We start from the raw sequence: 21,226 nt of genomic DNA on the forward strand, positions 1-21,226 counted from the left end.
ACCTCGTCCTGATCAGCCGAGCTGATCCCGTACGTACGCACGCCACTGGGCCGTGAACTCCCCCGGTGTCAGGCCGAGTTGGTCGGACATGGCCTTTTCCGTGGCGCCCTCGCGATGGGACTGGTCGCCGATCTCGGTGTAGAGGCGGGCCAGTTTCGCCTCGCCCCAGCGGGCGGCGATCATGCGGCAGGCCAGCCAGCCGCCCTCGTACGCCCGCGCCAGCCGGTCGGCGCCGCCGTCGAAGCCGAAGTCGGCGTCCGAGGGGAGGCCGGCGGGGAGGTCGCCCGCGCGGACCGCCTTCTGGAGTTCGGGGGCGGCCTGGGCGGCGGTGCGGCCGGTGTCGCGGTAGCCGACCCAGTCCGCGTAGCCCTCCGAGAGCCACATCGGGGTGGCGGAGGAGGTGTGGGCGCGGGTGGCGACATGGGTGGTCTCATGGGTGAGGACGACCTCGCGCCCCAGGTCGCCGAGGACCGCGTACGCGTCCGGATTGACGATCACCCGGTCCGCCGGGGCCGCCCCGGCGCCGCCCGCCTCGCCGGTGGTCACCGCCGCGATGCCCCGGTAGGAGGCGGCGGGCGCGCCGAGCAGCGCGGCCATGGCGTCGAGCGAGGCCGGGACGAGGACGACGACGCGGCCCGCCCAGGTGCCGGGCCAGGCCTTCGACACCGCGGGCACGGCGGTGTCCTCCGCATCCGCGATCTCGCGCAGCTTCGCCGCGTCCTGGCCCACCCCGAGGATCAGGCTGCGGGCCCCGCGCACGACCCTCACCGGGCCCTGCTGCCACAGGAGTTGGGCCGCACCCTGGGCGGGCCGGTCGCCGGTGACGTACCAGTCGGCGCCGCGCCGGCCGAGGGTCAGGGTGCGGGCGGCCGTGACGGGCGCGGTGTCGTAGCCCTGGATCCGGTAGCGCAGATCCACCTTGGCGGTGGCCGTCGTGCCGTGCCGGTCGACCCCGGTGACGTGGTACGTCCAGGACGCGAGCGGTACCTGCGCCAGGTTGCCGAACTCGGCGCCCTGGGCCGCCCGCAGAGCGCTCGCCGCGGGGTCGACGGCGGCCAGATAGCCGTTCGCGTCGTGCTTCAGGACGGCGGCCGCGCGCCGGTCGAGGAGCCGCTGCACCTGGCTCGCGGTGGGGTCCGGGGCCGACCCGGGCGCCGAGCAGGCCGCGCCGAGCAGCAGCACGGCGAGCGCGCATCCCGCCGCCCGACCGCCCCGCACCCCTCGCCCGCGTCCATGACCTGCCACGCCGCCGATCGTACGGTCACACGCGCGTCACCGAGGAGATGGGCATCATGCCGACGGGGTCGTAGCGCACCGGCGCGCCGGGGTAGGGGGCGTGCACGACCTGCCCGTTGCCGACGTACATCGCGATGTGGCTGGCGTCGTGCCGGTAGGCGACCAGATCGCCGGGCCTCGCCTCGGAGAGCGGCACCTGGTGGCCCGCGTACCGCTGCTCCTGCGAGGTGCGCGGCAGGCCGACCCCGGCCCGGGCGTACGACCACTGCATGAGGCCCGAACAGTCGAACCCGGAGGGCCCGTTGGCGCCCCAGATGTACGGCTTGCCGATCGCCGAGCGGGCCGCCATGACGGCCGCGGCGGCCCGCGAGGAGGCGGCGGGCGCCGAGCCGGCGAGCGTCGGCGGCTCGGTGCGGCCGGAGCGCGAGGCCCGGTCGAATGCGGTGCGGTCGGCGGCCGGCAGCGCGTTCAAGGTGCGGCGCGCCTCGGCCAGCTTCGACTCCACGGTCCGCTTGTGCCGGGCCACCTCGGTGCGGCTGCGCTCCAGCTCGGAGAGCTTGCGGCCGGCCTCGGCCCGCTGCTGCGCGAGCCGGCGCTGCTCGTGCTGGAGGTCCTGGAGGGCGCCCGCCTGGCGCTCGCTCAGCCGGTCGAGGGCCGCGGCCTGGTCCAGGTAGGTGTTCGGGTTGGACGACAGGAGCAGCGCGAGCGCCGGGTCGATGCCGCCCGAGCGGTACTGCGCCCCGGCGATCGCCCCGAGCGCGCCCCGCATGCGGTTGATCTTCTCCTGGCCGCGCGCGATCCCGTCCTGCGCGTGCCTGACCTCGTCACGCAGTTCCTTGGCGTGCTCGTCCGCCTTGTCGTACTGCTCGGTGGCCTTCTCGGCCTCCTCGAAGAGCCGGTCGACCTTGGCCTTCCCGGACGGACCCGGCTCGTGCGGAGCCGCGCTCGCCACGGGTGCCGCAAGCGCCGCCGCGGCCGTCGCCGCGGCTGCCGAAAGGACGGTGACGCGAGCGCTCTGGGTCAGGCCCGACTGCGAAGGCCGGCGATGGGACGCCACGGATGCCGTACTCCCTTGCACTGCGTGCGGCCCCTGCCGCCCGGGCGGGCGGCGAGTCACCGGGGGAACCGCACGCCGGACAGTAACCGGACCGATACCCGTGGGCCAACGACCGCGCCGCCTACGCAAAGTGACGCCCCACCGGAGAGCACAGGTCACCGGCGGGGCGTCGCGTCAGCGCGTGTCGCCGCAGTTCGCCCGTTTGGGCGGTGTCGGCGGCCGACGAAGTCGAAGGCGGGGTCAGCCGATGCGCACACCGAACTGGAACGGCATGTTGTCCATCGACTCGTAGCGCACGACCGTGCCGGTGCGCGGCGCGTGCAGCACCATGTTGTTGCCCGCGTACAGGCCGATGTGGTGCAGGTCGCCGAAGAAGAGCACCAGGTCGCCGGGCTTGAGCTCGCCGCGCCCGATCCGGGTGCCCGCATTGGCCTGCTCCTGCGAGGTGCGCGGCAGGTTCACGCCGGCCTGGCGGTAGGCGTAGCCCGTCAGACCCGAGCAGTCGAAGGTCGCCATGCCGGTCGCGCCGTAGCTGTACGGCTTGCCGAGCTGGGTCTGGGCGGCGGCGAGGGCCGCGGCGCCGACCTGCGAGGCGGGGACGTCCTTGCCGAGGTTCGGGCGCTCGGTGGAACGGTTGGCGCGGGACTCGTCGGAGGCGAGGGCCGCCTTCTCCTGCGCGGTCAGGGAGTTGAGCAGCTTCTGCGCGTCGCCGAGCTTGCCCTGGACTTCCTTCTTCTTGTCGTCGAGCACCTTGCTGGTGTCGGCGAGGTCCTTCAGCTTGTCCTGGGCCTCCTTGCGCTGCTGCGCGAGGGTGCGCTGCTTGCCCTGGATCTTCGTCAGGGCCTCGGCCTGTGTGGCGCTCAACTGGTCGAGCGAGGAGGCCTTGTCGAGGAAGTCGTCCGGGTTGGAGGAGAGGAAGAGCGCGAGCGAGGGGTCGATGCCGCCGGAGCGGTACTGGGCCGAGGCCAGCGAACCGAGGCCCTGGCGCAGGGTGTTGAGCTCCTGCTGGCCACGGGCGACCTGGTCCTGGATCTGGCCGATCTGCTGTTCGAGCCGACCCTGCTTCTCCTTGGCGCCGTTGGCCGCCTCGGTCGCCTGCTCGGCCTCGTCGTAGAGCTTGTCGACCTTGCTCTTGACCTCGTCCTTGGTGGGCTTCGGGTCCGCCTGGGCGGCCTGCGAGGTGAGGGCCACGACCGCGGCGGCGGTGGCGCTGAGCACGGTCACACGAGTGCGGCTCGCGGGCTTCGGACGACGATGGGACCCCACGAAGGCGAGCTCCTTCTTCCTCAACCGCCGAACACTGCACACTCGACGGGACCTTCACGGACACCCCGAACGAGTGATCAACCGCATGAAGGTACGAGGCCCGACCCTAGTGACCCTTCTGTGATCAGTTCAAATCCTGATGGCAAAAAACTCGGTCACCGAGAGGATTCTTTACTGTCATCCCACGCGCAGTAGTTGGCACTTGACGGAGCGCTCGTCCGCGATCACCCGAATTCGGGCATTGAACACAGGAGTTGCAGAACGGACGCAATGCCTCAGACGCGTGAAAGCCGCTTGAGGAGCAGCAGCGAGGCGACCGGGCGGGCGCCCGCCTTCGCGACGCCGTCCGCGACTTCCTTGTCCGTGGAGACGACGACCACGGCACGCCCCGACGGCTCGGCCCGCACCAGCTGACGGATCAGCTCGTCCGCGGTCACGCCCGGCTTGGAGAACAGCACCCGTACGCCCCGGGGCGGGGCGAGCAGGACCGGGGCCGCCAGCTCCGCGCCGTCGAAGACACAGGTGACCTCGGCGCCGGTCTGCGCGGCGAGCACGGAAAGACCGCCGAGCAGCCGCAGGCGCTGCTTCTCCAACGGCATCGTGGGATAGCCGGTCTTGGTGACGTTGTAGCCGTCCACGACCAGGTGCACCTGGGGCAGCGCGAGCAGTTGGTCGAGCAGCGCCGGGTCGGTCTCCGAGAGCGCGCGGGCCGCGATGTCCTTGGGCGTCATGTTGCCGGGCGCGACCGCGTCCACGGTGTCGGCGGGGCGCACCGAGGCGGGCGGCAGGGCCAGTTCGCGCCGCAGCCCCTGGGCGCCCTCCAGGACGGTGTCGAGCAGCAGCCGCAGCCGCATGTCCTCGACGGAGCGGCCCTCGCGCACCGCCCGCCGGCTCGCCTCCAGGCCGGCCTCGGCCTCACCGAGCCGGGTCTTCAGGCGCCGGGCCTCGCTCTCGGCGGCGGCCACCTGGGCGGCCGCCTCGGACTTGATGCCGTCGATCTCGGAGGTGACCCTGCGCAGCGCGGCCTCGCCGCGCTTCACATCGCTCTGGGCGCTGCGCAGCTTGCGCTGGAGGGACTCGGTCTCCTTGCGGGCCGAGAGCAGTTCGGTGCGCAGCGAGTCGTTCTCGGTCCTGATCCGGTCGCGCGCCTCGGCGAGTTCCTCGCGCAGCCGCTCCAGCTCGCGCCGGCTCTCCTCCTCCGCGCGCTCGGCGAAGGCCCGCTGGGCCTCCTCGCCGGCCGCGGCGACCAGCTTGACCCAGCCGGTGGGGCGCAGCACATAGGCGGCGGCCGCCACGTCCACGGGGTCGGCGGCGCCGGGCGGCGCGCCCGCCTCCACGGCCGCCGCGAGCTCCGGCTGCGCCTCCCTGAGGCGCTCGCCCACGCGCTGGCGGAACACCGGGTCGCTCTCCAGGGCCGCGGCCATCGCGTTGCCGGCGAACTTGGCGCGGCGGGTGGGGGTGAACCGGGCGTACTGCCTCAGCTGGCCGGGCAGTTCGCCGACGGTCAGACCGCCGAACGCCTCCGACACGAAGGCGACGACCCGGCGCCGGACCCCTTCGGGCAGCGGGCGGTCGAGCACCTCGGCGGGGCCGTCGCCGGCCGCAGCGGCCGGTTCAGCGCCGCTTGCATGCTCCACAATCCGTCACCCCAACTGTCATCCGTACCGCGTGGGCGGCAGCCTCTCAGGAGGCGGCCGCGGAGTCGGTACCCGGCCGGTCCACTAGCTCGATCTGGTCCACCGCGTTGCACCACCGGCAGCGGACCGACTCGATGGTCTCACTGACCACCTCGCGTTCCTCCACCTTGGGCTCTCCGGCGAGGTCCAGATGGACGTACTCGACCACTTTGGACGAGCGGGTGACATCGAAACGCGTGAGGTTACCGCAGAGCGTGCAGCGCCACCGGGTCTCGGCGGTCATCTGGGGAACGGTGGTCATGTGGTGCCGCCCTCTTTTCCACTTCCATGGTCCAGGATCTCGCGGTGCGCCGTCGAACTGCGGATGTCGAACTGCGGGAGTACTGCCCGCAACCCTACGGCCTACCCGTCGGCCCCCGGCACGGCGAGGCGGTCTGTACCGAAAGCTCCCTTTAGGCCATTCTCTCCCCATGATCAAGTGGCGGGGAGCGGAGATCCTCAGGGGCGCGGTACGGGGCCCGACCGTGACGTACGGGCTGATCGCCGCCTGCTGCCTGCTGTTCATGGCCAGCCCGGTGTCCGGCCTGAATCCGGTGTACGGGACCGGCGACGCGATCCTGAGCGCGCAGAGCGACTACTTCGCGCGCTGGGGGGTGATTCCGGCGGAGCTGATGACGGGCCGCCCGCACGCCCTGCTCACGCCGCTCACCGCGCTGTTCGTCCACGGCGGCTGGCTGCACCTGCTCGGCAACATGCTGTTCCTGTACGTCTTCGGCGCGATGGCCGAGGAACGGCTCGGGCGCTTCGAATTCGCCCTGTTCTACCTGATGGCCGGCTATGTGGCCCTGCTCGGCTACGCCGTCGCGCACGCGGGCTCCGACCAGACGCTCGTGGGGGCGTCCGGGGCGATCTCGGCGGTCCTGGGGGCGTTCCTCTACCTCTTCCCCCGGGCCCGGGTCACCAGCGTCTTCCCGTTCCTGCTCTTCCTGCCGCTGCGGTTCCCCGCCTGGATCGTGCTCGTCTTCTGGTTCGCCCTCCAGTGGCTGGCGATCCGGAGCGCGTCGGCCGGACCCGGGGTGGCCTACCTGGCCCATCTGGTCGGCTTCGGCGTCGGCTTCCTCTACGCGTGGGCCCGTTTCCGCGGGCCGGATAGAGTGAAACGCCGAAAGCCCGTGAAGACCGCGGGTCCGGCCGCCACCGAGGGAGAAAGCCAGCCGTGATCACCGCGATCGTGCTCATCAAGACCAGCGTGGACCGGATTCCCGAGATCGCGGAGTCCATCGCGGCGCTGGACAGCGTCAGCGAGGTGTACTCGGTGACCGGTACGTACGATCTGATCGCGCTGGTCAGGGTGGCTCGCCACGACGACCTGGCGGACATCATCCCCGGGAGCATCAGCAAGATCCCCGGGGTGGAGGGTACGGATACGCACGTGGCGTTCCGGACGTACTCCCAGCACGACCTCGAAGCGGCCTTCGCCATCGGCCTGGACTCCTAGCCCCCCGGCCCCCTCGGGGGCTGCGCCCCCGAACCCCCGCATCCGCTCTCACCCGCGGCCGTGCGGGCCGTGCGCGCAGTTCCCCGCGCCCCTGTAAGTGACCCCGAATACCTCGGTGCTGGCCCACCCCGGGCACCCTCAGCCCGTCCGGCGTTTGAGGACGAGCGCCCTCAAGGCGCGAACAGGGGCCGGGGCGGAGCCAAGAGGCCTCGCAGACAGGTGCAGGCCGCGGTCGCTTCCCGCGCAGTTCCCCGCGCCCCCGTAGGCGACCCAGCACGTGCGCCCTCAGCCCGTCCGGCGATTGAGGACGAGCGCCGTACAGGCGCGAACGGGGTCCGGGGTCGAGCCCCGGGAAGGCTGGGTACGGCGGGGCTAGACCGCCGGGACGCAGCGGCCGGCCTCCGTGCGGTACTGCCACTTCGCGCCGTCCGACACCAACTCCCGCACCGCCCGCACAAAGCGGTCCACGTGCTCGTCCGGCGTCCCCGCCCCGAAGCTGACCCGGATCGCGTTGAGCGAGCGCTCGCCCGGCTCCGCCTCGGGCGCCCCGCACTCGCCCGGGTCCTGCGGGTCGCTGCCGAGCAGGGTGCGCACCAGCGGGTGGGCGCAGAACAGGCCGTCGCGCACCCCGATCCCGTACTCCGCCGACAGCGCCGCCGCGAAGTGCGAGCTGTTCCAGCCGTCGACGACGAAGGAGATGACGCCCACCCGGGGCGCGTCGTCGCCGAAGAGCGAGAGCACCCGCACCGCGGGAACCTCCGCCAGGCCCTCGCGGACCTTCGCGATCAGGTGCCGCTCGCGCTCGACCAGCGCGTCGAAGCCCGCCTCGGTCAGCGCCTTGCAGGCGGAGGCGATGGAGTAGACGCCGATGACGTTGGGCGACCCCGCCTCGTGCCGCGCGGCCGTGGTGTGCCACTCGACGTCGACCCCCCCGTCGGAGCGCCGGGCGACCTTCTTGGAGGCGCCGCCGCCCGCGAGGTACGGCTCGGACTCCTGGAGCCAGTCCGCGCGGCCGGCCAGCACGCCCGAGCCGAACGGTGCGTACAGCTTGTGCCCGGAGAAGGCGATCCAGTCGACGTCCAACTCCCGTACGGAGACGGGGTGATGGGGCGCGAGCTGCGCCGCGTCGAGCACGATGCGGGCGCCGTGGGCGTGCGCCGCGGCGGCGAGTTCCCTCACCGGCCACAGCTCACCCGTGACGTTGGACGCTCCGGTGACGCACACGAGGGCGGGCCCGTAGGGGTCGCGGTCGGCGAGCGCGCGCTCCAGCGTCTCGACGGCCTGCTGCGGGGTGCGCGGCGCGTTCAGGTAGGTCACGCGGGCGTCGCGCCAGGGCAGCAGCGAGGCGTGGTGCTCGGTCTCGAAGACGAAGACCTGGCAGTCGGCCGGCAGCACCTGGGCAAGCAGGTTGAGCGAGTCCGTGGTGGAGCGGGTGAAGACGATCTGGTCGCCGGGGCGGCAGTCGAGGAACTCCGCCACCGTCTCCCGGCTGTTCTCGAACAGGTCGGTGGAGAGCTGCGAGAGGTAACCCGCCCCGCGGTGCACGCTGCCGTAGTAGGGCGCGTACGCGGCCACGTCGTCCCAGACCCGCTGGAGGGCGGGCGCGCTCGCCGCGTAGTCGAGGGCGGCGTACGTCACTTCGCCGCCGGTGACCAGCGGCACGGTGACATCACGGCCGAGCACCGGAAGCGGCGCCGCACAGCAGGGGTCGGCGGACTCCACGGCGGCGGACCCGGCAACGGCGGACTCGACGGCGGCGGAACCGGCGGCGGGGGACGAAACGGCGGTGGTGACGGTGGCGGCGGGGCGTGCGGACATGGCGGTATCTCCCGGCAGGACAAGGCGAGTTGACTTCGGACCCCGGGTACGGCGGCAAGACCCTGCATCGAGCGAGAGGGTTCGACTGCGGTGCCGTGTACGGGTGTTGACCTCGGACACGCAGCCCGAAGAAGGGTGCGCGGAGGTGTGAAGAAGGGGCGGTACGCCCTATCGCATTCGCTTGCTCACGAGACTGCTCCCTTGAGGACCAGGACCCCAGGGCTGTGACATCGAAGATGTCCAGGGGTCCGCGCTTGCCGAAGGCCTTGCTGCCTACGACCTGGTCTTCACCCGGGGCACCCCGCCACGGACGGAGGGTTGCCGGACAGCGAGCCGGGGCCTAAATCGCTGTCACTCATGACCTTGAAGAGCATCCTGCCATACGTATCGACGTGCGCAAGGCGCGGTCCGCGATCTGGACTGCGCCCTGCGTCACATCGCCGCACGGGACGTACCCGTACGGCCGAGACGTACCCGTACGGCGAGGACCCGTACGAGCCAGGGTCAGGCGTTGCTGGCCGCGACCCACCGGTCGAGCGCGGCCAGGGCCGCCCCGGAGTCGATCGCCTCGGCCGTCCGTGCCATCGCGGCGCCGATCTGCTCGGCGAGCGGGCCCTGCCCCGGTTCCAGGGCGACCAGGGCGGCCGCCGAGTTCAGCACCACCGCGTCCCGCACCGGTCCGCGCTCCCCCGCCAGCAGCCGGCGGGCGACATCGGCGTTGTACGACGAGTCCGCGCCGCGCAGGGCTTCGATGGGCACGATCTCGATGCCGACGTCCCGCGGGTCGAAGGCCTCCTCGCGGACCTTTCCGTCGCGCACCACCCACACCCGCGAGGTGCCGGTGGTGGTGAGCTCGTCGAGGCCGTCGTCGCCGCGGAAGACCAGCGCGGAGGAGCCGCGCTCGGCGAACACACCGGCCACGATCGGGGCCATCCGGGCGTCCGCGACCCCGGCGGCGGTGGCCCGCACCTTGGCCGGGTTGGTCAGCGGGCCCAGGACGTTGAAGGTGGTGCGGATGCCGAGCTCCCGGCGCGCGGCGGCCACGTACCGCAGCGCGGGATGGAACTTCACGGCGAAGCAGAAGGTGATGCCGGCCTCCTCGACCACCTCCGCGACCCGCTTGGGCGTCAGCTCCAGATTGACGCCGAGCTTCTCCAGGACGTCGGACGAGCCGCTCGCCGACGAGGCGGCCCGGTTGCCGTGCTTGACGACCTTGGTGCCGGTGCCGGCGACCACGATCGCGGCCATGGTGGAGATGTTGACGGTCTTGGCCCCGTCGCCGCCGGTGCCGACGATGTCCACGCTGGGGCCCGGCACCTCGATGAGGTTGGCGTGCGCGTACATGGCGCGTACCAGGCCGGTGATCTCCTGGACGGTTTCGCCCTTGGCGCGCAGGGCCACCATGAAGCCGGCGATCTGGGCGTCGGTGGCTTCGCCCCGCATGATCCGGTCCATCGCCCAGGCGGTCACGTCCGCGCTCTGGTCGGAGCCGCCGAGCAGCGCGTCCAGGACGCCCGGCCAGGAGTGGGCCGCCACGGTGTCGCCTCCGGTGGGGGTAACAGCGCTCATGCTCGCTCCTGGTGGTCAGGGTGGATATACCGCCCGTCAGCCTATCGACAGCGGGGGGCTCATCCGTACGCGTGCCCGTAGTACGGACGGGGTCCGGTCGCGCCGGATGCCAAAAGGCTCCGGCCCGGCCCCCGTGGAGGGGCCGGGCCGGAGCCTCGGTTGTGGCGACCGACAGGTCAGGCGGGATCAGTGGTGGCCGTGGCCACTCGTGATCTCCTCGTACTCCTCGGCCGTCGGCTTGGGAATCTGGTTCCCCTCGCCGTAGTAGCCCTTGCTGAGCTTGGCGCGCAGCTTCTGGGTTCGCGAGACCTTGCGGGCGACACCGTTCTCGTCGACCTCAGGACCGATCTCGGCCGGCTTGTACTGCTCGTGCGCGGTGAGCTTGTAGCGCGCACCGGCGTCGAGCGGCTCGTGGATCTCGATGAACTCGCCGTGCGGCAGCCGCTTGATGATGCCGGACTCGCGTCCGTGCAGCACCTTCTCGGCGTCGCGGCGCTGCAGACCCAGGCAGATCCGCTTGGTGGCGATGAACGCGAGGACCGGAGCGACGAAGAACGCGATCCGCACGAACCAGGTGATGACGTTGATCGAGAGGTGGAAGTGGGTCGCCCAGAGGTCGTTTCCACCACCGATGAGCAGCACCATGTACCAGGTGATCCACGCGACACCGAACGCGGTACGGGTCGGCGCGTTGCGCGGCCGGTCCGCGATGTGGTGCTCGCGCTTGTCCCCGGTGACCCAGGACTCGATGAACGGGTACACCGCGATGGCCGCCAGGACCGACGGGAAGATGATCAGCGGGATGAACACGCCCAGGACGAGCGTGTGACCCCACAGGTTGATCTCCCAGCCCGGCATCACACGGATGAGGCCTTCGGAGAAGCCCATGTACCAGTCGGGCTGGGCGCCGGTGGACACCTGGTCCGGCCGGTAGGGGCCGATCGCCCAGATCGGGTTGATCGAGGCGATCGCCGCGATCACCGCGATGACACCGAAGACCAGGAAGAAGAAGCCGCCCGCCTTCGCCATGTACACCGGGAGCAGCGGCATGCCGACGACGTTCTTGTTCGTCCGTCCCGGACCCGCGAACTGGGTGTGCTTGTGGTAGAAGACCAGGATCAGGTGGGCCACCATCAGGCCGAGCATGATGCCGGGCAGCAGCAGGATGTGGACCGAGTAGAACCGGGCCACGAAGTCGCCGCCGGGGAACTCGCCGCCGAACAGGAAGAACGAGAGGTACGTGCCGACGACCGGCACGGACAGGATCGCGCCCTCCATGAAGCGGACACCGGTGCCGGAGAGCAGGTCGTCCGGGAGCGAGTAACCGGTGAAGCCGGTGAACATGCCCAGGACGAACAGCAGGAAGCCGAACAGCCAGTTGACCTCGCGCGGCTTGCGGAAGGCACCCGTGAAGAACACGCGCATCATGTGCACGAACATGCCGGCGAGGAAGACCAGCGCCGCCCAGTGGTGGATCTGCCGGATCAGCAGACCACCGCGCACATCGAAGCTGATGTGCATGGTCGAGTTGAACGCCTCGGACATGTGCATGCCCTGGAGCGGCACGTAGGAGCCGTCGTAGACGACCTCGTTCATGCTCGGGTGGAAGAACAGCGTCAGATACACACCCGTGAGGATGATGATGATGAAGCTGTACATGCAGATCTCGCCGAGCATGAAGGACCAGTGGTCCGGAAAGATCTTGCGCATGTTGGCCTTGGCCAGGGAGTAGATCCCGAGCCGGCCGTCCGCCCAGTCCGCGATCCGCTCACCGGCGGGCGCTTCGCGCCGTGCGTCTGTCGTGGTGCTCATCCGCGCTCCCAGAAGGCAGGACCGACGGGCTCATCGAAGTCGCCGAGCGCTTCGAGGTAACCCTCGTCATTCACGCCGATCCGCAGCTGCGGAAGGGCGTGACCGGCCGGGCCGAAGATGACGCGGGCGCCGTCGGAGAGGTCGAAGGTGGACTGGTGGCACGGGCAGAGCACGTGGTGCGTCTGCTGCTCGTACAGGGAGATCGGGCAACCGACGTGGGTGCAGATCTTCGAGTAGGCGACGATGCCCTGGTGCGACCATTCGAGCTCGCGCTTGTCCTTGATGTCCTCCGGCTTGATCCGGACGAGCATCAGGGCGGCCTTGGCGATCTGCGTCTGGAAGTCCTCCGCGTCCTCCTCCAGGCCCTCGGGCTTGGCGAAGGTGAGCGAACCGACCAGCAGGTCCTCGGGACGCAGCGGCTCGTTGGTGTTCATGTTGATCAGGGCCTTGCCCTTGGACCACATGGTGTGCCGCAGCTTCTTCTCGGGCAGCGTGCCCAGGTCGCGCAGCAGCACCACACCGGAGAGCGGCACCATGGCCAGCGCGCCGAACATGGTGTTGCGGATCAGCTTGCGCCGGCCGAAGCCGGACTCGGCCGCGCCCTGCTTGAAGTCGGCCAGGACCTGCGCCTTGACCTCCGGCGGGGCCGCGATCTCGTGCCGCTCGGCCGGCATCTCGACGTCCGACATCAGGGTGCGGGCCCAGTGGACCGCGCCCGCGCCGATGCAGAACAGCGCCACGCCCAGGGTCAGACCCAGAGCGAAGTTGAGGATGCTGACGTGCCCGAACGGGAAGATGAAGACGATCTTGTCGACCGGGAAGATCACGTACGAGGCGATGAAGCCGACCGTCGCGACCATGGACAGGAAGAACAGGAACGCGACCGCGCGCTCCGAGCGCTTGGCCGCCCGCTCGTCGATGTCCTGGATGCGCGGCTTGTGGGCCGGCAGTCCCGGGTCCGCGAACGGGTCGCCCGCGTGCTCTACCGCGCCGTGCGCGGGGGCCTGCGCTTCGGGCAGGCTCTCGGAATTCTCTTGGCTACTCATGACTTCTTGGCCTTAGCGGTGTGGGCCGCGACCCAGATGGCTACTGCGATGAGGGCACCCAGACCGAAGATCCAGCCGAACAGGCCCTCGCTGACCGGACCGAGCCCGCCGAGCTTGAGGCCACCGGGGCTGGCGGACTGGTCGCTGTTGACGGCGTGCAGGTACGCGATGATGTCCTGCTTCTGCTTCTGCGGCATCGTCGTGTCCGGGAAGGACGGCATGTTCTGCGGGCCGGTCTGCATGGCCTCGTAGATGTGCTTGGGGTCCACGTCCTCCAGGCTGGGGGCGAACTTGCCGTTCGTCAGGGCACCGCCCTCACCCGTGAAGTTGTGGCACTGGGCGCAGTTGGTGCGGAACAGTTCGCCACCCTTGGCGATGTCGGCACCGCTCGGGTTGTACTGCGACTCGTTCGGCACGCTCGGACCGGCGCCCAGCGACGCCACGTAGGCGGCGAGCTGGTCGATCTCGGACTGCGAGTAGATGACCTTCTTCTTCGGCACCTGCGCGCCGGGCTGCTGCGCCGGCATGCGGCCGGTGCCGACCTGGAAGTCCACCGCTGCGGCGCCGACGCCGACCAGGGAGGGGCCGTCAGAGGTTCCCTGACCGCCGGTCCCGTGGCAGCTGGCGCAGCCGACGGAGTAGAGCTTCTTGCCCTCGTCGATGGCGAGGGACTGGGCGGTTTCGTCAGCCTGAGCCTTGCCCGCGGGCGCGAACGCGGCGTACAGCCCCCCGGTGGCCGCCAGCGCGAGGAGTAGGACGACGACCGCCGCCAGCGGATGGCGTCGTCGTGCGGAGAGCTTTTTCACGGATTACCCCGGTGTCAGGATCTTCTGCGTCGATGGCGGATGTGGTGCGGACCTACGGGCCCGGTTACTGGATCAGGTAGATCGTGGCGAAGAGGCCGATCCACACGACATCGACGAAGTGCCAGTAATAGGACACGACGATCGCCGCGGTCGCCTGCTCGTGGGTGAACCTCTTGGCCGCGTACGTCCTGCCCAGAACCAGCAGGAAGGCGATCAGGCCGCCCGTCACATGCAGTCCGTGGAAGCCCGTGGTCAGGTAGAACACCGAGCCGTACGGATCGGAGGACAGCGAGAGGCCGTCCTTCTTCACCAGCTCGGTGTACTCGAAGACCTGGCCGCCGATGAAGATCGCACCCATCACGAACGTGATGATGAACCAGGTGCGGAGCTTCTTCACATCGCCGCGCTCCGCGGCGAAGACGCCGAGCTGGCAGGTGAGGGAGGAGAGCACCAGGATCGTGGTGTTGGTCGCCGAGAACGGAAGGTTCAGGGACGAGGCCATTTCGGACCAGTGCGCGGCACCCGTTACCGATCGCAGAGTGAAGTACATCGCGAAGAGGGCCGCGAAGAACATCAGCTCGGAACTCAACCAGATGATGGTTCCGACGCTGGTGAGGTTCGGCCGATTGACCGACGGGTGCGCGTGCCCGGTTTCTACTGTCGTTGCTGTCGCCACGACCGACATTATGTCGGTCGCTTATCCCGCCCTCACTCCGGGGGGTGCCGTTCGGTGTGTCAGCGGCGTATGCAGGGCCCGAACGGCCCATCGAAGGGCTGGCCGAACCGGTGTTGACGGGCAGTCGGACGGAGTAGCATCCGCGCATCGGTTCATGAGCCAACGTCGGCGAAAGCGCCGGACCTTCGGAGGATCCATGCAGTCGAGCGCCACGGTTCTGGTCTACAGCGACGACGCGAACACCCGCGCACAGGTGCGGCTCGCGGCCGGGCGCAGGCCCGCGTCCGACGTGCCCCCCGTGGAGTTCCTGGAGTGCGCGACGCTGCCGGCGGTCCTCAAGGAGCTGGACCGCGGCGGCATCGACGTCTGTGTGCTGGACGGAGAGGCCGTCCCGGCCGGCGGCATGGGGGTGTGCCGCCAGCTCAAGGACGAGGTCTTCCAGTGCCCGCCGGTGCTGCTCCTGATCGGCCGCCCGCAGGACGCCTGGCTGGCCACGTGGAGCCGGGCGGACGCCGCGGTGACCCTGCCGGTGGAGCCGGTCGAGTTCGCGGACGCCCTGGCCTCCCTGCTGCGCAAGCGGCTTGCCGTGGGTGCCTGACCTCACACTCCCGGCCGCAGCCGGGCGGAGTTGACCTTGCTCTGCCCGGCCTTGAGGTCGGCTTGCAGGACGCTGCCCTCGCGCCACTCGTCCCACGACACGTTCCAGTCGCCGAACCCGTTGTCGAAGGGCGTCATGTCCTCGCCGATGCTGTTGACGACCTTGACGATGTCGCCCTCGTTGATGTTCTCGAAGAACCAGGCGGCGTTGCCGGTGCTCATGCCCGTGCAGCCGTGGCTGACGTTCTCGGAGCCTTGCGAGCCCACCGACCAGGGCGCGGCGTGCACGTATTCACCACTCCAGGTGACGCGCGTGGCGTAGTAGACGGGCAGGTCGTAGCCGTCGGAGCTGCTGGACGAGATGCCGACGGTCTCCCCGCGCATGCGTACGAAGTACTGCTTGCCCAGGACCACCTTGACGCCGTTGCGGGTGGAGAAGCCCGGCTTTCCGGTGGTGACCGGAATGGTGTTGATCACTTCTCCGTTACGCTTGAACGTCATGTAGTGCCCGGCGGCGTCCGTGATGGCCTCGACGCGGTCGCCGGTGGTGATCTTCAGGGGCTTGCCGGGGCCGCCGTACAGCTTGTCGGCGATCTTCACGCCCTCCAGGTTGGACTGCGCCTCGATGGTGGCGTGGGCGGGCCAGTACTCCTTCGGGCGGTAGTGCAGGACCTTGTCGTTCACCCAGTACCAGGCGCCCTCCACCGAGGGCGTGGAGCGGACCTTCAGGGCCCGCTCGACGACGGACCGGGCCGCCTTGTCCTTGATGGGCTTGCTGAGCTGGGCCGTAATGGGCTGTCCGACGCCGTACTTGCCCGCGTCCGGGCCGAATTCGACCTCCACGGCATCCTTGGCCGCCGCCGTGTCGAACGTCAGCGTGCGCAGCCCCGGGGAGCCGTCCTCGTTCTCCGTGGAGACCTTGACGGTGTAGTGCGCTCCGGCCACCAGTGGGGCCGTGGAGTGCCAGCGGCTGCCGTCGGCGGCCAGTTCGCCCGCCAGGTAGCGCCCGTTGCCGTCGACGGCCGTGACGTCCGTGAGACGGCCTTCCTTGCTCTTGGCGGTGATCTCCAGGGGCTTGTCGGGGTCGGCCTTCTGACTGCCCGCCGGGCCGTTGTACGCGACCTGCCCGGCCGCGTCGTAGGGCTTCGCCGAAAGGGGGTTGCCGTCGGACCCGCCGCACCCCGTGGCCCCCACACCGAGGGACAGGACAAGGAGGGTGCAGCTCACTACGGTGCGGATACGCGGTGCGTGGCTCATGGTCACACGGTATGAAGAGTCGTCAGATTCGGCGCGCGCTGTGACTGCAAACGAGGGCGTATGACGGCAAAAGAGGGACCCCCCGTCCCGGATCGAGACGAAGGGCCCCTCGTGGCGCGGTGCGGCGGGCGGAACTACTGGTTCTGGTTCTCGCCGCGGTAGTACTCGAAGACCCAGCCGTAGAGACCGACCAGGATCAGCGGCGCCGAGAAGTACAGCAGCCACCAGCCCATCGCGATCGCGAGGAAGGCCAGCGCGCCGCCGATGCCGAGCGCGAGCGGCTGCCAGGAGTGCGGCGAGAAGAAGCCGACCTCACCGGCGTCGTCCGCGACATCGGCCTCCTTGTTGTCCTGGGCGCCCACGTCGACCCGCCGGGCCGTGAAGGCCAGGTAGAAGCCGATCATGACGCTCAGGCCGAAGGCCATGACGAGCGCGGTGGTGCCTGCCGCTTCCTTCGACCACACGCCGTAGACGATGGCCATCACGAGGATGAAGGCGGACAGCCACAGGAACATCTTGCCCTGGATCTTCACTTCCCGGCCTCCTTGCCACCGGACAGCATGTGGTCACCGTGGACGTCGCCGTGGTTCTCCAGCTGGTCCAGAGCCGCGATCTCCGGGTGGTGGAGGTCGAAGGCCGGCGATTCGGAGCGGATGCGCGGCATGGTGACGAAGTTGTGCCGGGGCGGCGGGCAGGAGGTCGCCCACTCCAGCGAACGGCCGTAGCCCCAGGGGTCGTCGACCTCGATCTTCTTGCCGTACTTGGCGGTCTTCCAGACGTTGTAGAAGAACGGCAGGATCGACAGACCGAGCAGGAACGAGGAGATCGTCGAGATCGTGTTGAGGGCGGTGAAGCCGTCGGCCGCCAGGTAGTCGGCGTAACGACGCGGCATGCCCTCGACACCCAGCCAGTGCTGCACCAGGAACGTGCCGTGGAAGCCCACGAACAGCGTCCAGAAGGTGATCTTGCCGAGCCGCTCGTCCAGCATCTTTCCGGTGAACTTCGGCCACCAGAAGTGGAATCCGGAGAACATCGCGAAGACCACGGTGCCGAAGATGACGTAGTGGAAGTGCGCGACGACGAAGTACGAGTCGGAGACGTGGAAGTCCATCGGCGGCGAGGCCAGGATGACGCCCGTCAGACCACCGAAGGTGAAGGTGATCAGGAAGCCGATGGCCCAGAGCATGGGTGTCTCGAAGGACAGTGAGCCCTTCCACATCGTGCCGATCCAGTTGAAGAACTTCACGCCCGTCGGTACGGCGATGAGGAACGTCATGAAGGAGAAGAACGGCAGGAGCACGCCACCGGTGACGTACATGTGGTGCGCCCACACGGTCACGGACAGGCCCGCGATCGCGATGGTGGCGCCGATCAGACCGCTGTAGCCGAACATCGGCTTGCGGCTGAACACCGGGATCACTTCGGAAATGATTCCGAAGAATGGCAACGCGATGATGTACACCTCTGGATGGCCGAAGAACCAGAAGAGGTGTTGCCAGAGCAATGCGCCGCCATTACTGGCGTCGAATACATGGGCACCGAACTTGCGGTCCGCCTCCAGGGCGAACAGCGCGGCCGCGAGGACCGGGAAGGCCAGCAGGACCAGCACACCGGTCAGCAGGACGTTCCACACGAAGATCGGCATCCGGAACATCGTCATGCCGGGCGCGCGCATGCAGATGATCGTGGTGATGAAGTTGACCGAGCCGAGGATCGTGCCGAAGCCGGAGAAGGCCAGACCCATGATCCACATGTCGGCGCCGACGCCCGGCGAACGGACCGCGTCCGACAGCGGGGAGTAGGCGAACCAGCCGAAGTCGGCCGCACCCTGCGGGGTGAGGAAGCCACCGACCGCGATCGTCGAGCCGAACAGGTAGAGCCAGTAGGCGAACATGTTCAGCCGCGGGAACGCCACGTCGGGCGCGCCGATCTGGAGCGGCATGATCCAGTTCGCGAATCCGGCGAACAGCGGCGTCGCGAACATCAGCAGCATGATCGTGCCGTGCATCGTGAACGCCTGGTTGAACTGCTCGTTCGACATGATCTGCGTGCCGGGACGGGCGAGTTCGGCGCGCATGAAGAGCGCCATGATGCCGCCGATGCAGAAGAACGCGAACGACGTGACCAGGTACATCGTGCCGATCGTCTTGTGATCAGTGGTGGTCAGCCACTTGATGACGACGTTTCCCGGCTGCTTGCGCCGGACCGGCAGCTCGTTCTCGTACGAGTCGTCTGCTGCCGCGGCACCCTGAGATTCATTGAGGATGCTCACAGTTTGTTCGTCTCCGCGTTCTTGGCGGGGTCGGTCTGGGCGATGCCCGCCGGCACGTAACCGGACTGGCCGTTCGCCGCCAGCTCCTTGAGGTGCTGCTGATAGCGCTCCGGGGAGACGACCTTCACGTTGAAGAGCATGCGCGAGTGGTCGACGCCGCAGAGCTCGGCGCACTTGCCCAGGAAGGTGCCTTCCTGGTTCGGCGTGACCTCGAACGAGTTGGTGTGCCCCGGGACGACGTCCTGCTTCATCAGGAACGGCACGATCCAGAACGAGTGGATGACGTCGCGCGAGGTCAGCACGAAGCGGACCTTCTCGCCCTTCGGCAGCCACAGCGTCGGGCCCGGGTTTCCGGTCTGCGGGTTACGGGTGCCGGGGATGCCGACGTCGTAGACACCGCCCGCGTTCGCGGGGAAGTCCTTCTTGAACCGGTCCGGAATCGCTTCCAGGTTCTTGTCCGTCTTGGCGTCGCCCTTCACACCGGGCACGTCCTCGACGTAGTTGAAGCCCCAGCTCCACTGATAGCCGACCACGTTGACCGTGTGGGCGGGCTTCGGGGACAGAGCCAGGAGCTTCGATTCGTCGCGTGCCGTGAAGTAGAAGAGCACGGAGACGATGATGAGCGGGACCACGGTGTACAGCGCCTCGATGGGCATGTTGTACCGGGTCTGCGGGGGTACCTCGACCTTGGTGCGGCTGCGCCGGTGGAAGATGACGCTCCACAGGATCAGGCCCCAGACCAGCACGCCCGTGGCGAGCGCAGCCGCCCACGAGCCCTGCCAGAGGGACAGGATCCTGGGAGCCTCTTCCGTCACCGGAGTGGGCATACCAAGTCGAGGGAAGTCTTTCCAGTTGTACGAGCAACCGGATGCTGTCGCCAGGACCAGGCCCGCAGTCAGCACCTGCGGCAGCTTCCGCCGCATCGGGCGCCGCGACGAGCGGTCGGAGCCGTTGGGACTCACGTAGCGCCTTCCCGAGAGTCTCGCCCGCGGTGGTCGGCTACGGCCGTCTCGCTGGTCGGTCGCCGCCCTGGCACACGGGCAGGGGTTTGGATGTTTATGCGGACCAAACCCTACTGGACGCTATTTGGGGTCGCGCGGGGAGGGTGCCCAACGCGCCGTCCGAGTCCCCGAAGGGGTGGAGTCGCGGTGGAATCCCGGCCTCCGCGCGCCATCTGACGGCCCCTCGCCCCGTCCCTCGCCGCTCGCGCGCCCGACCGGGGTTAGCGTGGCCGCGTGCCCTATTTCGACGCGGCCTCCTCGGCCCCCCTGCACCCCGTCGCCCGCCAGGCGTTGCAAGCCTCCTTGGACGAGGGATGGGCCGATCCGGCCCGCCTCTACCGGGAGGGAAGGCGGGCCCGGCTGCTGCTCGACGCGGCGCGCGAGGCCGCCGCTGAGGCGGTCGGCTGCCGTCCGGACGAGCTCAGCTTCACCGGTTCGGGGACCCAGTCGGTGCACTCCGGAATTTACGGATCCTTGTCCGGGCGTCGGCGTGTCGGCCGGCACCTGGTGGTGTCCTCGGTCGAACACTCCTCGGTCCTCCATTCGGCCGCCTCGCACGAGGCGGCCGGCGGTTCGCTGACCGAGGTCGCGGTGGACCGCACGGGCCGGGTCTCCCCCGAGGCGTACGCGGCGGCCCTGCGTCCCGACACCGCCCTCGCCGCTCTCCAGTCCGCCAACCACGAAGTGGGCACGCTCCAGCCGGTGGCCGAGGTCGCCGAGCTGTGCCGGGCCGCGGAGGTGCCGCTGTTCGTGGACGCGGCCCAGTCGCTGGCGTGGGGGCCGGTCGAAGGGGCCTGGTCGATCCTCGCGGCCAGTGCCCACAAATGGGGCGGTCCGGCAGGAGTCGGGCTGCTCGCGGTGCGCAAGGGCGTACGGTTCGCGCCCCAAGGGCCACCGGACGAGCGGGAGTCGGGGCGGGCGCCCGGCTTCGAGAACATCCCGGCGATCGTGGCGGCGGCCGCCTCGCTGCGTGCGGTGCGGGCCGAGGCGGAGGCGGAGGCCGCGCGGCTGCGGGACCTGGTGGACCTGATCCGGGCCCGGGTCGTGGAGGTCGTGCCGGAGGTGGAGGTGGTCGGCGATCCGGTGCGGCGGCTGCCGCATCTGGTCACCTTCTCCTGTCTCTATGTCGACGGAGAGACCCTGCTGCACGAACTCGACCGGGCGGAATTCTCCGTTTCCTCCGGTTCGTCCTGCACGAGCAGCACCCTGACGCCCAGCCATGTGCTGCGCGCCATGGGGGTGCTGAGCGAGGGCAACGTCCGGGTGTCGCTGCCCTTCGGCACCCCGGCGGAGGACGTCGACCGGTTCATCGACGTGCTGACGTGGGTGGTCACGGCCGTACGGACGAAGCTGGGGGCGCCGGCCGCGGCAGCCGGGCCGGTCACGGCCTCCGAGGCGGTCGGGGCCGGGGCCGGGGCGGCGGCCGGGACCGGGGACCTCACGGTCGACTCGCTCGGCCGGCTCTGTCCGATCCCCGTCATCGAACTCGCCAAGGCGATCGGGGACCTGCCCGTCGGCGGCGTCGTGACGGTGCTCGCCGACGACGAGGCCGCCCGTCTCGACATCCCCGCATGGTGCGAGATGCGGGACCAGGAGTACCTGGGCGAGCACCCGGTAGACGGCGGAACCGCCTACCGGGTGCGCCGCAGGAGCTGAGTGCCGCTTCCGGCGGGCGGCA

Annotated in this window: 19 protein-coding genes and 1 riboswitch; of the genes, 4 read left to right on the forward strand and 15 right to left on the reverse strand. The window is 69.7% G+C overall.

Features of this window, described 5'->3' with window-relative positions; all coding sequences use genetic code 11:
* Window positions 1–12 precede the first annotated feature (12 nt).
* From CG740_RS09890 to CG740_RS09910, 5 genes are all read right to left on the reverse strand, one after another.
* On the reverse strand, window positions 13–1,245 hold the full coding sequence (locus CG740_RS09890) for a hypothetical protein (protein WP_100574637.1): 1,233 nt from the start codon (window positions 1,243–1,245) through the stop codon (window positions 13–15).
* 16 nt (window positions 1,246–1,261) lie between these two features.
* On the reverse strand, window positions 1,262–2,293 hold the full coding sequence (locus CG740_RS09895) for a C40 family peptidase (protein WP_100574638.1): 1,032 nt from the start codon (window positions 2,291–2,293) through the stop codon (window positions 1,262–1,264).
* Window positions 2,294–2,533: 240 nt separating this feature from the next.
* Window positions 2,534–3,559, reverse strand: a complete 1,026-nt coding sequence (locus CG740_RS09900; protein ID WP_100574639.1) for a C40 family peptidase — start codon at window positions 3,557–3,559, stop codon at window positions 2,534–2,536.
* Window positions 3,560–3,834: 275 nt separating this feature from the next.
* The gene (locus tag CG740_RS09905) at window positions 3,835–5,196 is read right to left on the reverse strand and encodes an NYN domain-containing protein (protein ID WP_100574640.1); all 1,362 of its coding nucleotides are present in this window, start codon (window positions 5,194–5,196) and stop codon (window positions 3,835–3,837) included.
* A gap of 46 nt (window positions 5,197–5,242) precedes the next feature.
* Window positions 5,243–5,497, reverse strand: coding sequence for a hypothetical protein (locus CG740_RS09910; protein ID WP_100574641.1), 255 nt, complete (start codon window positions 5,495–5,497; stop codon window positions 5,243–5,245).
* A 169-nt stretch (window positions 5,498–5,666) separates the two neighbouring features.
* Between CG740_RS09910 and CG740_RS09915 the strand changes: the two genes are divergently transcribed.
* Window positions 5,667–6,416 carry a rhomboid family intramembrane serine protease gene (locus tag CG740_RS09915; RefSeq protein WP_100574642.1) on the forward strand — a complete coding sequence of 250 codons (750 nt, stop codon included), beginning with the start codon at window positions 5,667–5,669 and terminating at the stop codon, window positions 6,414–6,416.
* A complete protein-coding gene (locus CG740_RS09920) occupies window positions 6,413–6,694 on the forward strand; it encodes an Lrp/AsnC family transcriptional regulator (protein ID WP_053727718.1) in 282 nt (93 codons plus the stop codon). The genes CG740_RS09915 and CG740_RS09920 overlap by 4 nt, the downstream gene beginning before the upstream one ends.
* A gap of 372 nt (window positions 6,695–7,066) precedes the next feature.
* Here CG740_RS09920 and CG740_RS09925 read toward each other — a convergent pair whose 3' ends face one another.
* From CG740_RS09925 to ctaE, 6 genes are all read right to left on the reverse strand, one after another.
* Window positions 7,067–8,512 carry an aminotransferase class V-fold PLP-dependent enzyme gene (locus CG740_RS09925; RefSeq protein WP_234376165.1) on the reverse strand — a complete coding sequence of 482 codons (1,446 nt, stop codon included), beginning with the start codon at window positions 8,510–8,512 and terminating at the stop codon, window positions 7,067–7,069.
* A 245-nt stretch (window positions 8,513–8,757) separates the two neighbouring features.
* Window positions 8,758–8,875, reverse strand: a riboswitch (SAM riboswitch).
* A 141-nt stretch (window positions 8,876–9,016) separates the two neighbouring features.
* Entirely contained in the window at window positions 9,017–10,081 is a 1,065-nt protein-coding gene (gene trpD / locus CG740_RS09935; RefSeq protein WP_100574644.1) for an anthranilate phosphoribosyltransferase, read from the reverse strand.
* 186 nt (window positions 10,082–10,267) lie between these two features.
* Complete coding sequence (gene qcrB, locus CG740_RS09940; protein WP_100574645.1) at window positions 10,268–11,893, reverse strand: cytochrome bc1 complex cytochrome b subunit; 1,626 nt, start codon at window positions 11,891–11,893, stop codon at window positions 10,268–10,270.
* A complete protein-coding gene (qcrA, locus tag CG740_RS09945; RefSeq protein ID WP_100574646.1) occupies window positions 11,890–12,939 on the reverse strand; it encodes a cytochrome bc1 complex Rieske iron-sulfur subunit in 1,050 nt (349 codons plus the stop codon). The genes qcrB and qcrA overlap by 4 nt, the downstream gene beginning before the upstream one ends.
* Window positions 12,936–13,745 (reverse strand): cytochrome bc1 complex diheme cytochrome c subunit, encoded by an 810-nt coding sequence (gene qcrC / locus CG740_RS09950; RefSeq protein WP_100574647.1) that lies wholly within the window; start codon window positions 13,743–13,745, stop codon window positions 12,936–12,938. The genes qcrA and qcrC overlap by 4 nt, the downstream gene beginning before the upstream one ends.
* A 64-nt stretch (window positions 13,746–13,809) precedes the next feature.
* On the reverse strand, window positions 13,810–14,430 hold the full coding sequence (ctaE, locus tag CG740_RS09955; RefSeq protein ID WP_053727713.1) for an aa3-type cytochrome oxidase subunit III: 621 nt from the start codon (window positions 14,428–14,430) through the stop codon (window positions 13,810–13,812).
* A 187-nt stretch (window positions 14,431–14,617) separates the two neighbouring features.
* Between ctaE and CG740_RS09960 the strand changes: the two genes are divergently transcribed.
* The gene (locus CG740_RS09960) at window positions 14,618–15,019 is read left to right on the forward strand and encodes a hypothetical protein (protein ID WP_100574648.1); all 402 of its coding nucleotides are present in this window, start codon (window positions 14,618–14,620) and stop codon (window positions 15,017–15,019) included.
* Between the two features lie 2 nt (window positions 15,020–15,021).
* Here CG740_RS09960 and CG740_RS09965 read toward each other — a convergent pair whose 3' ends face one another.
* The 4 genes from CG740_RS09965 to ctaC form a co-directional block, all read right to left on the reverse strand.
* Entirely contained in the window at window positions 15,022–16,275 is a 1,254-nt protein-coding gene (locus CG740_RS09965) for a L,D-transpeptidase (RefSeq protein ID WP_100574709.1), read from the reverse strand.
* A gap of 134 nt (window positions 16,276–16,409) precedes the next feature.
* Entirely contained in the window at window positions 16,410–16,808 is a 399-nt protein-coding gene (locus CG740_RS09970) for a cytochrome c oxidase subunit 4 (protein WP_100574649.1), read from the reverse strand.
* Complete coding sequence (gene ctaD / locus CG740_RS09975) at window positions 16,805–18,547, reverse strand: aa3-type cytochrome oxidase subunit I (RefSeq protein WP_100574650.1); 1,743 nt, start codon at window positions 18,545–18,547, stop codon at window positions 16,805–16,807. The genes CG740_RS09970 and ctaD overlap by 4 nt, the downstream gene beginning before the upstream one ends.
* Window positions 18,544–19,509 (reverse strand): aa3-type cytochrome oxidase subunit II, encoded by a 966-nt coding sequence (gene ctaC / locus CG740_RS09980; protein ID WP_100574651.1) that lies wholly within the window; start codon window positions 19,507–19,509, stop codon window positions 18,544–18,546. Before ctaC ends, ctaD begins: the two co-directional genes overlap by 4 nt.
* 273 nt (window positions 19,510–19,782) lie before the next feature.
* On the opposite strand from ctaC, the gene CG740_RS09985 reads away from it, so the two are divergent.
* Window positions 19,783–21,204, forward strand: a complete 1,422-nt coding sequence (locus CG740_RS09985) for a cysteine desulfurase/sulfurtransferase TusA family protein (RefSeq protein WP_100574652.1) — start codon at window positions 19,783–19,785, stop codon at window positions 21,202–21,204.
* Window positions 21,205–21,226 lie beyond the last annotated feature (22 nt).

The sequence above is a fragment of the Streptomyces sp. CB01201 genome (assembly GCF_002803085.1).
In the GTDB taxonomy this organism is placed as follows: domain Bacteria; phylum Actinomycetota; class Actinomycetes; order Streptomycetales; family Streptomycetaceae; genus Streptomyces; species Streptomyces hundungensis.